Origin of the sequence: Streptomyces sp. URMC 127 (genome assembly GCF_051386535.1) — a bacterium.
In the GTDB taxonomy this organism is placed as follows: Bacteria; Actinomycetota; Actinomycetes; order Streptomycetales; family Streptomycetaceae; genus Streptomyces.
Genome location: NZ_JBPQTW010000072.1, coordinates 14,804 through 28,936 on the forward strand (window position 1 = coordinate 14,804; position 14,133 = coordinate 28,936).

A 14,133-nucleotide genomic window follows, 5' to 3' on the forward strand; every position below is an offset into this window, starting at 1 on the left:
AGGAGAGTCATGTCCCAGTCCACCGCCGGCGCGCCCGCCGTCCCCAAGGCCCGCAGCTGCCCGTTCCTGCCGCCGGACGGCATCGGCGACATCCGCACCGAGGCCCCGGTAACCCGGGCCACCTTCACCAGCGGCCACGAGGCGTGGCTGGTGACCGGCTACGAGCAGGTGCGCGCCCTGCTGCGCGACCCGTCGTTCAGCGTCAAGGTGCCGCACGCGCTGCACACCCAGGACGGCGTCGTCACCCAGAAGCCCGGCCGCGGCAGCCTGCTGTGGCAGGACGAGCCGGACCACACCGCCGACCGCAAGCTCCTCGCCAAGGAGTTCACCGTCCGGCGCATGCAGGCGCTCCGGCCGAACATCCAGCGCATCGTCGACGAGCACCTCGACGCCATCGAAGCGCAGGGCGGCCCGGTCGACCTCGTGAAGACCTTCGCCAACCCCGTGCCGTCCATGGTGATCTCCGACCTGTTCGGCGTCCCCGTCGAGCGGCGGCCGGAGTTCCAGGAGATCGCCGAGGCGATGATGCGCGTCGACCAGGACGCCGCCGCCACCGAGGCCGCCGGCATGCGCCTGGGCGGGCTGCTCTACCAGCTCGTCCAGGAGCGCCGCGCCAACCCCGGCGACGACCTGATCTCCGCGCTGATCACCACCGACGACCCCGACGGCGTCGTCGACGACATGTTCCTCATGAACGCGGCCGGCACCCTGCTGATCGCCGCCCACGACACCACCGCCTGCATGATCGGCCTCGGCGCGGCGCTGCTCCTGGACCGCCCCGACCAGCTCGCCCTGCTCCGCGAGGACCCGTCGCTGATCGGCAACGCGGTCGAGGAGCTGCTGCGCTACCTCACCATCGGCCAGTTCGGCGGCGAGCGCGTCGCCACCGAGGACGTGGAGCTCGGCGGCGTGCGCATCGCCAAGGGCGAGCAGGTCGTCGCCCACGTCCTGGCCGCCGACTTCGACCCCGCCTTCGTGGACGAGCCGGAGCGCTTCGACATCACCCGCCGCCCCGCGCCGCACCTGGCCTTCGGCTTCGGCGCCCACCAGTGCATCGGCCAGCAGCTCGCCCGCATCGAGCTGCAGATCGTCTTCGAGAGCCTGTTCCGCCGCTTCCCGACGCTGCGGCTGGCCAAGCCCGTCGAGGAGCTCCGCTTCCGCACCGACATGGTCTTCTACGGCGTGCACGAGCTGCCCGTCACCTGGTGACCTCCGTACCACGGCCGACCCCCCACAGGTGAGCAGCGCCCGCGGCGCCGCGTCCGCCGGGGCGGCCGGGTGCCGCCCCGAACACTAGGGGTTGCCCTACCCAGGGGCGCATAGCCTGCGGATACGGCGACGCACGCCCCGAATACCGAATACCCCTGTCCTGCAGCGCAGTTCCCCCATCCCTTTTCCCGTACCGAGGAACGACGGCACCGCCGGTCGTTTGAAAGGCGCGACATGACCGAGACCGAATTCCGCCCCACCGGGTCGACGGCCCCGTCCTTCCCGCTGGACCGGAAGTGCCCGTACCAGCCGCCGCAGGCCTACGAGGACTGGCGGGGCGGGAGCCCGCTGAGCCGGGTCACGCTCGTCGACGGCCGGGAGGCGTGGCTGGTGACCGGGCACGCCGAGGGACGGGCGCTGCTCGCCGACCCGCGGCTGTCCTCCGACTGGGGCCACCCGGAGTTCCCCGTCGTCGTCCAGCGCACCGAGGACCGCGGCGGGCTCGCCTTCCCCCTGATCGGCGTCGACGACCCGCTGCACGCCCGGCAGCGGCGCATGCTCATCCCCAGCTTCGGCGTCAAGCGCATGAACGCCATCCGCCCCATGATCCAGAGCCTCGTGGACCGGCTCCTGGACGACATGCTGGCCAAGGGGCCGGGCGCGGACCTGGTGTCGGCCTTCGCCCTGCCCGTGCCCTCGATGGCGATCTGCGAGCTGCTCGGCGTCCCCTACGGCGACCACGACTTCTTCGAGGAGCGCTCCCGCGACTTCGTGGGCGCCGCGACGTCGGCCGAGGCCGACGCGGCCTTCGCTGCGCTGTACGGGTACCTGCACGAGCTGGTGGCGAAGAAGCAGGCCGACCCCGGTGACGGCCTGCTGGACGAGCTGATCGCGCGCCAGCTGGAGGAGGGCGCCCTCGACCACAACGAGGTGGTCATGATCGCGCTGGTCCTGCTGGTGGCCGGCCACGAGACCAGCGTCAACGCGATCGCCCTCGGCGCCCTCACGCTCCTGCAGCACCCCGAGCAGCTCGACGTGCTGCTGCGGGACCCCTCCGCGATCTCCGGCGTGGTCGAGGAGCTGCTGCGCTTCACCTCCGTCTCGGACTTCATGGTCCGGATGGTCAAGGAGGACATCGAGGTCGGCGGCGAGACCCTCAAGGCCGGGGACGCGGTGGTCGTCTCCATCTCGCTGATGAACCGTGACGCCAAGGCGTACGAGAACCCCGGTACCTTCGACGTCCGGCGCAGCGCCAAGCACCACGTCGGCTTCGGCCACGGCATCCACCAGTGCCTCGGGCAGAACCTCGCCCGCGCCGAGATAGAGATCGCCCTCGGTACGCTCTTCGCCCGCATCCCGGGTCTGCGCCTGGCCGTTCCGCTGGACGAGGTGCCCATCAAGGCGGGCCACGACGCGCAGGGACCGGTCGAGCTGCCCGTCACCTGGTGACGGAACGGCGGGCGGGGGAGACGGGGAACGAGGGAAAGAGCAGGGAGGGGAAGCGCACCATGCGCATCAGCATCGACCGCGACCGCTGCATCGGATCCGGCCAGTGCGTCATGACCGCACCCGGCGTGTTCACGCAGGACGACGACGCGCTGGTCGCCCTGGTGCCGGGGCACGAGGACGGGTCGGGGGACCCGCGCGTGCGGGACGTGCCGATGGCCTGTCCGGTGCAGGCGATCGACGTCACCGAGGACTGAGCGGGGCCGGCCGCAAGGCGGGGGTCCGTGACCGTGCGAGCGGTCGCGGGCCCCTTTTTGCGTCTTCTTTCACGTCTCCGGGCCCTCGCCGGGCCGGGTTTTCCGTGCGACAGTGGCGGCGGCGTATTTTTACCGCTGCGAAACAAGGGAGAAATCGCTTCTTCATGGCGGGTGAAAGGGGCGCCCCGCAGGTGGCGTGAAGGCGAGCCGCTGGCGCGACTTCGACCGTACCGAACCCCCGGGTGAGCAGGTGGCCGGCTACCGAACCATCGGCGCGGAGCCGCAGTCTTAAGCCGCCCCCGCCGGGCTGTCGTTGACCGGTCGACCGGCTTCTCACTAGCCTCGCGATTGATTTCACCTTCCATGAAGTTTCCTGAAGGGGATTCCTCCCTTGTTCAATGCAGCACCTGCAGCACCGGGCCTTTGCATGGCGAGCCTCGATAAGTCCCTGACCATTCAGCAGGCGAACCAGGAGTTCTTCCGGCAGTTCAACGGATCGTCCGAGGAGATATGCGGCCGCAGTTTCCGTGACGTGGTCCACCCGAGCGTGCAGCAGCCGCTGATGCGCCAGTTCTCCCATTTGCTGGAGGGAAAGCACCAGCGGTTCGTCACGCCGGTCATCGCCGTGGGCCCCGGTGAGGAGTCCGCCTTCACCGTGCCCCTCACCGCGGTCGCGGTGCGCGGCGGCCTGCCCGACACGACCGCGATCCTGGTCATGATGCCCACGGCCCGGGACGCCGAGGGGACGCGCGTGGTGACCAACCGCAAGAAGATCCTCTCCGAGATGGACGCGCGCATCCTCGAGGGCATCGCCGCCGGCGTCTCCACCGTCCCGCTGGCCTCCCGCCTCTACCTGAGCCGGCAGGGCGTCGAGTACCACGTGACCTGCCTGCTGCGGAAGCTGAAGGTGCCCAACCGCGCCGCGCTGGTCTCCCGTGCCTACTCCATGGGCGTGCTCAAGGTGGGCGCCTGGCCGCCCGAGGTGGTGGACGACTTCGTGAAGTGAACGGGCACAGAGCCTGCGGCAGGCACTCGCCCGCCCGCACCCCTTGGTGACAATTCGGCCATATGGTTCCGGTTCTGACTCAAAGACGGGTGGAAATGTTCACTTCCGTTTCTTAGTGTCAGGGCGACTGGATCTTGCCCACCGGCCCCTCCCCAGGCCGGCCGCCGGCGCGCCGATCGTCCCCCGAGGTCGCGTCAGGCTTCAAGAAAGGAACACTGTGGCGGTCATCCCCGAGACGCGTCATGAGTCTTCCCGGACCTTCGTCGGCCGCTCCGCCGAAGTCAGCAGCATCCTTCGGCAGGCGGGCCGGGCCCGCGCCGGAGCCGCACAGGCCGTGCTCGTCCGGGGCCCGGCCGGAATCGGCAGGAGCAGCCTGCTCACCGCCGTCACCACTCAGCTGCGGGCCGACGGCTTCACGGTCCGCACCCTCACCGGCAGCGCCGCCCCGCCCCAACCCGCTGATCCCGGCGCCGAGTCCCCCGCCGGACCGCCGCCCGACCCGTACGCCGATCGCCGCCGCTTCCACGCCGGCCTCCTGCGCCGGCTGGCCGCGGGCCCCCTCGCCGTCGTCGTCGACGACGCCCAGCGGTGCGACGAAGCGACCCTGCGCCGCCTCGACTTCGCGCTGCGCCGCCTCACCGCACAGCCCCTCCTCGTGCTCCTCGCCCAGCGCACCGGGAGCGACGGCCCCGGCACCCCGGTCCTCGCCGAACTCCTGGCCCAGGACCGGTGCACGCTGCTGGAGCTCGGGCCGCTGAGCGAGTCCGGCACCGGCCTGATGACCGGCCGCGCGCTGGGCGGGCCCGTGGACCCGCTCTTCGCCCGGCGCTGCGCGGAGATCTGCGGCGGCAACCCGCAGCTGCTCGGGCGGCTCCTCGCCGGGCTGCGCACCGCCGGGATCCGCCCCGACCGCAGCGGCCTGCGCCGGCTGCGCACGGTCTACGGCGCCATCCTCGCCTCCCTGATCCCCGACTTCCTGGCCGTCCAGCCCGCCCCCGTACGGCAGGTGGCCACGGCCCTGGCCGTCCTCGGCCGCGCCGAACCCGACCTGCTGGGCGTGCTGGCGGGCATACCCGCCCGGCGCGCGGAGAGCGCCCTCGCCGTGCTGCGCCGGTTCGAGGCCGCCGCCTGCGGACCGCGCGGAGCGGTGATGCGCGCCCCCCTGCGCCGGGCCGTCCTGGCGGGCCTGCCGGCCGGCGCCGTCCACGAACTGCGGGCCCGCGCCGCCCGGCTGCTCAACGACGCCGGCCGCCCGGCCGCCGACGTCGTCGAGCAACTCCTCTTCCTGGACCGCATCGACGAACCCTGGATGCTCGCCGTCCTCCGCGACGCCATCGCCGCGTCCCCCGGCCGGGCCGCCGGCCCCGACGTCGTCGGTTGTCTGCGGCGCGCCCTGACGGCGAAGCTCACCGCCGCCGAACGCAAGGACGTCCACCGCGAACTGGCGCGGGCCTGCGCCGCCACCGCACCGGCCGCCGCCCTGTGGCACCTGCACAAGGCCCTCGCCGCCGCCGACGGCGTCCGCGAGCGGGCCGCCATCGCCATGGACTACGGCCTCTCGGCCGTCGGCACCCGGCAGGCGACCGACGCCGTCCGCACCCTCGGTGGTGTCCTCGACGACCTCGACGCCGGGCTCGGCACCGACCCCGGGCCCGCCGACCGCGAACTGCGCACCACCATCGCCTCGGCGCTGCTGGTCACCGCCGTCAACGACACCTCGGCCGTCTCCGTGGCCCGCGAACGCGCCCTCACCTGGACCCTGCCCCGCGGCGACAGCCCCGCCGAACGCCAGCTGCTCGCCGCCATGAGCGTCATGACGTGCCTGGAGGGCCGGCCGGCCGGGGAAGCGGCCGCGCTCGCCCGCAAGGCCCTGCGAGTCGAGGAGGCCGCCCCCGCCGGCTGGTGGGTCCTCGGCCCCTCCACCGTCCTCAGCCAGGCCGACGCCGTCGACGAGGCGCTCGCCGGCCTGGAGCGCTCCTGCGCGGGCGGCCCCGTCCGCCAGGCCGCGCGGGTGCGCGTCCCCGCCCTGGCCGGCCGCTCGCTGATCCTCCACAACGCCGGTGACATCACCGGGGCCGTGCGGCAGGCCCGGTCCGCCCTCGCGCTCGCCGAACGCTCCGGCACGGGCGACCCCGCGCCCCTGGCCCACATCGCCCTCGGCAGCTCCCTGCTCTCCGCGGGCCGGACCGCCGAGGCGGTCCTCGTCCTCGACCGCCTCGTGCGCACCGACCCCGCCCTCGAACGCCGCCTGTACGAATGGCACCACTTCCTCTACGTCCGGGGCCGGGCCCTGCGCGAACTCGGCGACCTGGAAGGCGCCCTGGCCGTGTGGCGCCGCTGCGGCAGCAGCCTCGCCGAGGCCGGGGTCGCCAACCCGCTCCTGGCCCCCTGGTGGCTGCCCGCCACCACCACGCTCGCCCGCCTCGGCCGGACCGCCGAGGCCGGCGCCATCGTCGAACAGGTCACGCCGGCCCTGCGGCGCTGGGGCACGCCCCGGGCCCTCGGCCTGGGCCTGCTCGCGGCCGCCTGCGTCGCCGAGGGCCGGACCCGGCTGCGGCTGCTCGGCGAGTCCGTCGACGCCCTGGCCTCCTCCCCGGCCCGCCTGGAGCTCGCCAAGGCCGAGTACCAGCTCGGCCACGCACTGCTGCTCCACGGCGACGCCGACGGCGCCCGCCGCCACATGCGCCGCGTCATCGAACGGGCCACCCACTGCGGATACCACCAGCTCGCCGCCATCGCGCGCCGGCTGCTGGTCACCGCGGGCGGCCGGATGCCGCAGCTCGCCGCCAACCCGCTCGACTCCCTCACCGGCAGCGAGCGCCGCGTGGCCGCGCTCGCCCGCGAGGGCGTCAGCAACAAGAAGATCGCCGAGACGCTGTTCATCACCACCCGCACGGTCGAGATGCACCTCACCAACGTCTACCGCAAGCTCGACGTGCGCGGACGCTCCGAACTCCCCGGCGGCCTGCGCACGTCCGAGCTCCTGGCGACGGGCCGGTGACGGGGACGACGGCCGTGCCCCCGCCGGCCGCCCGCCGCACGCCCGGCGACCGCGGTCCTGACGGCCCCTCACCGCTGGCCGGGCGCGAGCCGGAAGAGGCCCTGCTCACCGCCGCCCTGCTGGACCTGCGCCGGGGCCGGCCCTCCGTCGCCGGCGTGCAGGGCCCGCCCGGCATCGGCCGCACCGCACTGCTGGACCGCGCGACCGCGCTGGCCGCGCGGGCCGGCATCCCGGTCGCCGCCGCCCAGGCCTGCCCCGAGGAGACCGCACGGCCCCACGCCCTCGCCGCCCGGCTGCACGGAGCCCTGGCACGCAGCGGCCACCCCGCCGCCCCGCCCCCGCAGCGGGAAGCGGACGACCTGGAACGTGCCGCCCTGTGCCGCGTTTTCCTCACCGCCGCCCGCACCGAGCCGCTGCTCGTCGTCGTGGACGACGTCCAGTGGGCCGACCGGGCGTCCCTGCGCTGGCTGCAGGCCCTGGGCCGCCGCCTCGCGGGAACCTCCCTGATGCTGCTCACCGCACGCAGCGACGCCGCCCCCGCAGAGCCCGGCGACCGCATCACCGCCTGCCCGCTGGACGACGACGGCGCCGTCGCCCGGCACACCCTCGCCCTCGGCCCGCTGCCCGGCCCGGCCGTCGGCAGCCTCCTCGCCCGGGCCTGGCACACGCCGGCCGACCCCGCGTTCCAGGAAGCGGCGACCCGGGCCGCCGGCGGCAACCCCGCCCTGCTGCGCTCGGTCATCAGCCAGTTCGCCCGCCACGGGTGGACCCCCACCGGCGAGCACCTGCCCCGGCTCGCCGACTGCGCCGCGGAAGCCGTGCGCCGCCGCACCCGCCGCACCCTCGCCGCGCTGCCCGAAGAGCTTCAGGCCGTCCTGCGCGTCATCGCGGCCGCCGGACCCGGCTGCACCCACGCCATGATCAGCGCGCTCGCCGGGGCCCGTGCCCCCGAAGCCCTCGCCCGCCTCGCGGGCACCGGCCTGCTCCTCCCCGGCGACCGGCCCGCCTTCCGCCACCCGGCCGCGGCCGAGACCGTCCTGGCCGCCCTGAGCGTCCAGAGCCGCGAGGACCTCCACGCCCGCGCCGCCGCCTGGGCCCACCGGGCGGCCGCCCCCGACAGCGCGGTCGCCCGCATGCTGCTCGGCGCGCGGCCCGCCGGCGCCGCCTGGGCCGTCGGCCTCCTGCGCGGCGAGGCCGCCCGCCACCGCGCCACCGGCCGCCCCGCCGACGCCGCCCGTCTGCTCCGGCGCGCCCTGCGCGAACCCGTGCCGCCCGCACAGCGCGTCCAGCTGCTGACCGAACTCGCGGGCGCCGTCCTGCCCTCCGACCCGGAGACCGCCGACCGGCACCTGCGCCAGGCCCTGCTCGCCCCCGCCGGCACCACCGCCGGTCCCGCCTGGGTGCGCGCCGCCGAACTCCTCGTCGCCCGCGGCGACATGGCCGGCGCCCAGCCGCTGATCGCCCGCGCCGCCGGCCGCGCCGCACCCCACGGCGACGACGCCACCTCCTTGCGCGCCCTGTACTGGCTCGCCGAGCAGAGCGAACCGGAATCCGCCGACGAGCCGGACGGCCACCAGGTCCCGCCCCTTCCCGTACGGCCCGCCGCAGCGACGGAAGCCGCGGCCGCGGCGTGGCGCACCGCCCTGCGCGGCCACGACATCCACCACGCCCGCCGGCTGGCCCGCACCGCCCTCGCCCCGGCCGCCCGCCGCACCGTGCCGCTCCTCCTGCGAACGGCCGCCTGCCACGCCCTGGTGCTCAGCGGCGACCACGACGAGGCCCGCACCGCCCTCGACGCCGTGCTGCTGCAGGCCCGGCACGCCGACGTGCCCCCGGTGGCCGGGCCGGCCCTGTTCGTCACGGGCCTCGCCGAACTGAGCCGAGGGCGGCCCGACGCCGCCCGGGAGGCCCTGGACCGGGCCCGGGAGATCATGCCCGGCCCCGGCCGGACGCCGTTCCTCACGCCCGGGCTGATCGCCCTCGCGGCCCTCGTGGAGCTGGAGCAGGACCGGCCGGACGCGGCCGAGAGACTGCTCGCCCAGGCCCACCCGTACGGGACCGCGGCCGGGCTGTCCGGGGCCTTCCTGCTCTTCGCCCGGGGCCGCACCCACCTGGCCCGCGGCCACCGGGAACAAGCCCTGACCGACCTGCTGGAGTGCGGGCGCAGGCTGCTGGCCCGGCAGGTGACCAACCCCGCGGTCCTGCCCTGGCGCCGCGTCGCCGCCTCGGCCTTCGACCCCTCGGCGGACGGCACCGTGGCCGCCGCCCTCCTCGCCGAGGAAGAGCGCCTCGCACGCGCCTGGGGCGCCCCGGCCGGCGCAGCGGACGGCACACCGGAAGGCGGGCCGGAAAGCGGGTCGCCCGCAGCCCCCGCCGGCCCGCGCGCACCAGCCGCCTCCCCGCAGGCCGCTCCTCCCTCCGGGCACGGCACCGCCCGCGCGGACCGGCAGCCCACCGCCCGTCCGGACGGACGGCCGCTCCCGGCCCGGCCGGCCACCGCACCCGAACCCGGGCCGCAACTGACCGGAGCCGAACAGCGGGTGGCCGCACTGGCCGCCGGCGGCCTGCCCAACCGGGCCATCGCCGAGCGGCTGGCGGTCACCCCGCGCACCGTCGAACTGCACCTGACCAAGACCTACCGAAAGCTGGGCATCCGGGGGCGGGCCGAACTGGCCGCCGTGCTGGAGCACCGACCGAAGGCGACGTCATGACACCTCTTCGCGGCCGGGAACGCGAACTCGACCTGATCACCGCGGCGATGGAGTCCGCCCACCGCGGTGACGGCCGCCTGCTGGCCGTCACCGGCGGCCTCGGCAGCGGCAAGACCGCCCTGCTGAGACGGCTGCCCCCGCTCGCCGAACGCCGAGGCCTGCGCACCCTGACCGCCGGCTGCGCCCCGCAGGAGCAGGACTTCCCCCTCGGTGTCGTAAGCCAGCTCCTCGGCCCGCTCCCGGGCTGCGCCCCCCTCGATCCCGCCCCCGGCCCGGACCGGTCCGCCGACCTCGTCCCCCTGGTGTCCCTCGTCACCGAGCACGCCGCCGCCCGGCCCCTCCTGCTCCTCGTGGACGACCTCCAGTGGGCCGACCACGCCTCCCTGCGCTGGCTCGGCGAACTCGTCAAGCGCCTTCCGGACAGCCGCATCGCCGTCGTCGTCAGCGTGCGCGAAGGCGAGCCGGGCGCGGACACGCCACCGGTGCAGGCGTGCGTCGAACGCGCCACCCCCCTCGTCCACCTGGCCCCGCTCACCGCCGAAGCCGTCGCCGGCGTCGTCGCCGACCACCTGGGCCGTCCCGGCGACCCCGCACAGATCGCCGCCTGCCACGAGGCGTCGGGCGGCAACCCCCTCTTCCTCACCGCGGCCCTGACCACCCTCACCGCCGACGAGCCGGCGGCCGGCGACGCCCCCGTGCCCGTACCCCGGCTCGTCGCCCTGCACGAGCGCCTGACCGTCGCCCTGAACTCCCAGCCCGCACCGGTGCGCCGGCTCGCCCGGGCACTGGCCGTCCTCGGACCCTCCGACCCGGCCGTGGACTTCGCACCGGACCTCGAACTCGCCGGCCGGCTCGCGGAGCTCGACACCGCCGGCAGCGAAGAAGCCGCGCGCGCCCTGCGCCGCCTCGGCCTGCTCGCCCACGGCACCCACGGCGGCGTACCCCGCTTCGCCCACCCCGCCGTGCGCGAGGCCGCCGAGGAGTCGATGACACCCGCCGAGCACGAGGACATCCACCTGCGCGCCGCGCACCTGCTGCACCACGGCGGCCACCCCGCCGAGCGGGCCGCCGCCCAGCTCCTGGCCGTCACCTCCTGCCACGACGGCTGGACCGCCGAGGTGCTGCGGTCCGCCGCGACCGCCGCGCGCCGGCGCGGAGCCCTCCGGGAAGCCTCCCGCTACCTGCGCCACGCCCTGCTCGGCAGCTCGCCCTCCGGCGCCGACCGGGCCGCCCTCCTCCTGGACCTGGCCGCCTCGGAGCGCGACCTCGACCCCCAGGCCGCCCTGCGCCACCTCTGCCAGGCGTTCCTCCTGCTCCCCACCACCGCCGGGCGCGCCCTGGGCGCCACGCCCCCGATGGGCACCGCCGCCGAACGCGAGCTGGTCACCGTCCTGCTGCACGGCGCCACCGTCACCCAGCGGATGACCGCCGCCGAAGTCGCCTCCCTGGCCGAACGCGTCCTGCAGCACGAGCCGGCGGCCCCCGGCCACGTCCACACCGCACTGCCGCACCTGTGCGGCGTCCTGGCCGCCGCCGAGTCCCTCGACGCCGTCGGCCCCTGGCTGGACATCGCCCGCGAACGCGCACGCCGGGACGGCGCCCCCGTGCCCCGGGCCGTCATCGCCGCCGAACTCGCCCACGTCCTGCTCGCCCGGGGCCGGGTGCAGGAGGCCAGGGCCCACGCCGAGGAGGCCCTCGGCCACGGCATGGGGGAGTGGGCCACGCTGCCCGCCATGACCGCCCTCGTCATGGTCGCCGTCCACAGCCGGGACACCGGCCTGGCCCGGCGCCTGCTCGGCCTGCGCCGCGAGCCCGCCGGCCACGACTACCGGCCCTCACCGCTCCAGCTCCTGAGGGGCTCCGTCGCCGTGGCCGGCGGAGACACCGCCACGGCCCTGGAATACGTCCTCGACTGGGGCCGCTCGGCGGAACGCGCCGAATGGCGCAACCCCGCCCTCGTGCCCTGGCGTGCCTGGGCGGCCGGACTGCACCACCGGCTCGGCCGGACCGGCCGGGCCCACGACCTCGCCGACGAGGAGTACGAGCGGGCCGTGGCCTGGGGCGCCCCCGTCACCATCGGCCGCGCCCTGCGCGTCAGGGGCGCGATCACGGAAGGGGAGCGGGGCGTCGAGCTGCTGCGCGAGGCGGCCGGCCTCCTGGAGCGGTCCGTGAACGCCATGGAAGCGGCCCGCACCGAACTGCTCCTCGGCCGCCGGCTGCAGGCCGCCGGCCGCGCCGCCGAGGCCGAGGAAAGGCTGCGCCGCGCCCGCGACCGGGCACTCGCCTGCGGCGTGCCGTGGATCGCCGACCGCGCCTGCCGGGAACTCGCCGACCCGGCCGGCTCCCGTCAGCCGGTGGCCGTGGCGGCACTCACCCGCGCCGAACGCAGGGTCGCCGGGCTCGCCGCGCACGGCGTGCCCAACAAGCACATCGCCGAACGCCTGGAGGTGAGTTCGCGCGCCGTGGAGAAGCACCTCACCAGCGCCTACCGCAAGCTCCAGGTCGCCGGGCGGTCCGAACTGGCCGCGTTCTCGCCGCTGCTGCCCGGTCCGGCGGACGCCTGAACGGCACCCGGTCCGGGCCGCCCGCACCAGGGCGCCGGACCGTACCGTAACGCCGTCTTCCGTACCGCGGGTAACCGAACCCCCCGGCCCGGCATCCACAGGGTTAGCCCGCCCGGGCCGGAATTCGTTGACAGCCTTCACGCCGTCTCCATACGGTCCATTCCGCCCCGGGCCGCGCCGCTTTGCCCGGCCCGCCCGGCCTCACCGATTCACCGTTCCTCTCCCCGAAGCTCAGGAGAAACCGCGTGGTAGCACACCAGCCCCTGTCCCGCCGCCGCATGCTCGGCCTGGCGGCCCTGGGCGCCGCCGCACTCGCCGGCCAGACCACGATCACCGCCGCCCCCCGCGCGGCCGCCGCCACTGCCGGAACCAGCGGCTCCGGCGGCACGTTCGTCCCCGCCGTCGTGGTCGGCACCGGCTACGGCGCGGCCGTCTCCGCGCTGCGCCTCGGCGAGGCAGGGGTCCCCACGCTGATGCTGGAGATGGGCCAGCTGTGGAACCAGCCCGGCCCCGACGGCAACGTCTTCAGCGGCATGCTCAAGCCCGACAAGCGCTCCAGCTGGTTCAAGACCCGCACCGAGGCGCCGCTCGGCTCCTTCCTCTGGCTCGACCTCGCCAACCGCGACATCGACCCCTACGCGGGCGTCCTGGACCGCGTCAACTTCGACCAGATGTCCGTCTACGTCGGGCGCGGCGTCGGCGGCGGCTCGCTCGTCAACGGCGGCATGGCCGTCACCCCGCGGCGCTCGTACTTCGAGGAGGTGCTGCCGCGGGTCGACGCCGCCGAGATGTACGCCAAGTACTTCCCGCGCGCCAACGCCACGCTCCGCGTCGGCAACATCGACAAGGACTGGTTCGAGCAGACCGAGTGGTACAAGTTCGCCCGTGTCTCCCGCGAGCAGGCCTCGAAGGCCGGCCTCGGCACCACCTTCGTGCCCAACGTCTACGACTGGGACTACATGCGCCGCGAGGCGGACGGCACGGTGCCCAAGTCCGCGCTGGCCGCCGAGGTCATCTACGGCAACAACCACGGCAAGGTCTCCCTCGACAAGAGCTACCTGGCCGCCGCCCTCGGCACCGGCAAGGTCACCATCGAGACCCTCCACCAGGTTAAGACGATCCGTCAGCAGAAGGACGGCACGTACCTGCTGACCGTCGAGCAGAAGGACGCCGACGGCAAGCTGCTCGCCACCAAGGAGATCTCCTGCCGCCACCTCTTCCTCGGCGCCGGCAGCCTCGGATCGACCGAACTGCTGCTGCGCGCCCGGGAGACCGGCACCCTGCCGAACCTCAGCTCCGAGATCGGCGGCGGCTGGGGCCCCAACGGCAACATCATGACCGCCCGCGCCAACCACATGTGGAACCCCACGGGCACCAAGCAGTCGTCGATCCCCGCCCTCGGCATCGACGACTGGGACAACAAGGACGCCCCCGTCTTCGCCGAGATAGCCCCCATGCCGGCCGGCGTCGAGACCTGGGTCAGCCTCTACCTCGCCATCACCAAGAACCCCGAGCGCGGCACCTTCGTCTACGACGCCGCCAAGGACCGGGCGGACCTGCGCTGGACCCGCGAGCAGAACGCGCCCGCGGTCGCCGCCGCGAAGTCGCTGTTCGACCGCATCAACAAGGCCAACACCACGATCTACCGGTACGACCTCTTCGGCAAGCAGCTCAAGGCCTTCGCCGACGACTTCTGCTACCACCCGCTCGGCGGCTGCGTCCTCGGCAAGGCCACCGACGACTACGGCCGCGTCGCCGGCTACAAGAACCTCTACGTGACCGACGGCGCGCTCATCCCCGGCAGCATCGGCGTCAACCCGTTCGTGACCATCACGGCGCTGGCGGAGCGCAACGTCGAGCGCATCATCAAGGAGGACGTCGCAACGTCCTGACGAGCCGTGGGCGGGGGCCGGTGCCGGGGCCCCCGCCCGCACCCGTC

At 75.0% G+C, this 14,133-nt stretch carries 8 protein-coding genes; all 8 read left to right on the forward strand.

Annotation, left to right across the window (positions count from 1 at the left end; translation table 11 throughout):
- The first annotated feature begins 9 nt into the window (after window positions 1-9).
- The 8 genes from ACSNOH_RS17090 (at window position 10) to ACSNOH_RS17125 (ending at window position 14,086) form a co-directional block, all read left to right on the forward strand.
- Window positions 10-1,209, forward strand: a complete 1,200-nt coding sequence (locus ACSNOH_RS17090; RefSeq protein WP_436722206.1) for a cytochrome P450 — start codon at window positions 10-12, stop codon at window positions 1,207-1,209.
- Between the two features lie 234 nt (window positions 1,210-1,443).
- Window positions 1,444-2,658, forward strand: a complete 1,215-nt coding sequence (locus ACSNOH_RS17095; protein ID WP_436722207.1) for a cytochrome P450 — start codon at window positions 1,444-1,446, stop codon at window positions 2,656-2,658.
- A gap of 59 nt (window positions 2,659-2,717) precedes the next feature.
- Window positions 2,718-2,912 carry a ferredoxin gene (locus ACSNOH_RS17100; RefSeq protein WP_436722208.1) on the forward strand — a complete coding sequence of 65 codons (195 nt, stop codon included), beginning with the start codon at window positions 2,718-2,720 and terminating at the stop codon, window positions 2,910-2,912.
- A 427-nt stretch (window positions 2,913-3,339) separates the two neighbouring features.
- Entirely contained in the window at window positions 3,340-3,918 is a 579-nt protein-coding gene (locus tag ACSNOH_RS17105) for a LuxR C-terminal-related transcriptional regulator (RefSeq protein WP_436722209.1), read from the forward strand.
- Window positions 3,919-4,135: 217 nt separating this feature from the next.
- Window positions 4,136-6,919 carry an AAA family ATPase gene (locus ACSNOH_RS17110; protein WP_436722210.1) on the forward strand — a complete coding sequence of 928 codons (2,784 nt, stop codon included), beginning with the start codon at window positions 4,136-4,138 and terminating at the stop codon, window positions 6,917-6,919.
- A complete protein-coding gene (locus ACSNOH_RS17115) occupies window positions 6,916-9,630 on the forward strand; it encodes an AAA family ATPase (RefSeq protein ID WP_436722211.1) in 2,715 nt (904 codons plus the stop codon). Before ACSNOH_RS17110 ends, ACSNOH_RS17115 begins: the two co-directional genes overlap by 4 nt.
- The gene (locus ACSNOH_RS17120) at window positions 9,627-12,194 is read left to right on the forward strand and encodes an ATP-binding protein (RefSeq protein WP_436722212.1); all 2,568 of its coding nucleotides are present in this window, start codon (window positions 9,627-9,629) and stop codon (window positions 12,192-12,194) included. Before ACSNOH_RS17115 ends, ACSNOH_RS17120 begins: the two co-directional genes overlap by 4 nt.
- A gap of 278 nt (window positions 12,195-12,472) precedes the next feature.
- Complete coding sequence (locus ACSNOH_RS17125) at window positions 12,473-14,086, forward strand: GMC oxidoreductase (protein ID WP_436722213.1); 1,614 nt, start codon at window positions 12,473-12,475, stop codon at window positions 14,084-14,086.
- The last annotated feature ends 47 nt before the right edge of the window (window positions 14,087-14,133 follow it).

What these genes read in the sequence shown, in the direction of transcription:
- ACSNOH_RS17120 (WP_436722212.1), top strand. Translation starts at nt 9,627, where the DNA reads ATGACACCTCTTCGCGGCCGGGAACGCGAACTCGACCTGATCACCGCG.
- ACSNOH_RS17125 (WP_436722213.1), top strand. Translation starts at nt 12,473, where the DNA reads ATGCTCGGCCTGGCGGCCCTGGGCGCCGCCGCACTCGCCGGCCAGACC.
- ACSNOH_RS17095 (WP_436722207.1), top strand. Translation starts at nt 1,444, where the DNA reads ATGACCGAGACCGAATTCCGCCCCACCGGGTCGACGGCCCCGTCCTTC.
- ACSNOH_RS17100 (WP_436722208.1), top strand. Translation starts at nt 2,718, where the DNA reads ATGCGCATCAGCATCGACCGCGACCGCTGCATCGGATCCGGCCAGTGC.
- ACSNOH_RS17090 (WP_436722206.1), top strand. Translation starts at nt 10, where the DNA reads ATGTCCCAGTCCACCGCCGGCGCGCCCGCCGTCCCCAAGGCCCGCAGC.
- ACSNOH_RS17105 (WP_436722209.1), top strand. Translation starts at nt 3,340, where the DNA reads ATGGCGAGCCTCGATAAGTCCCTGACCATTCAGCAGGCGAACCAGGAG.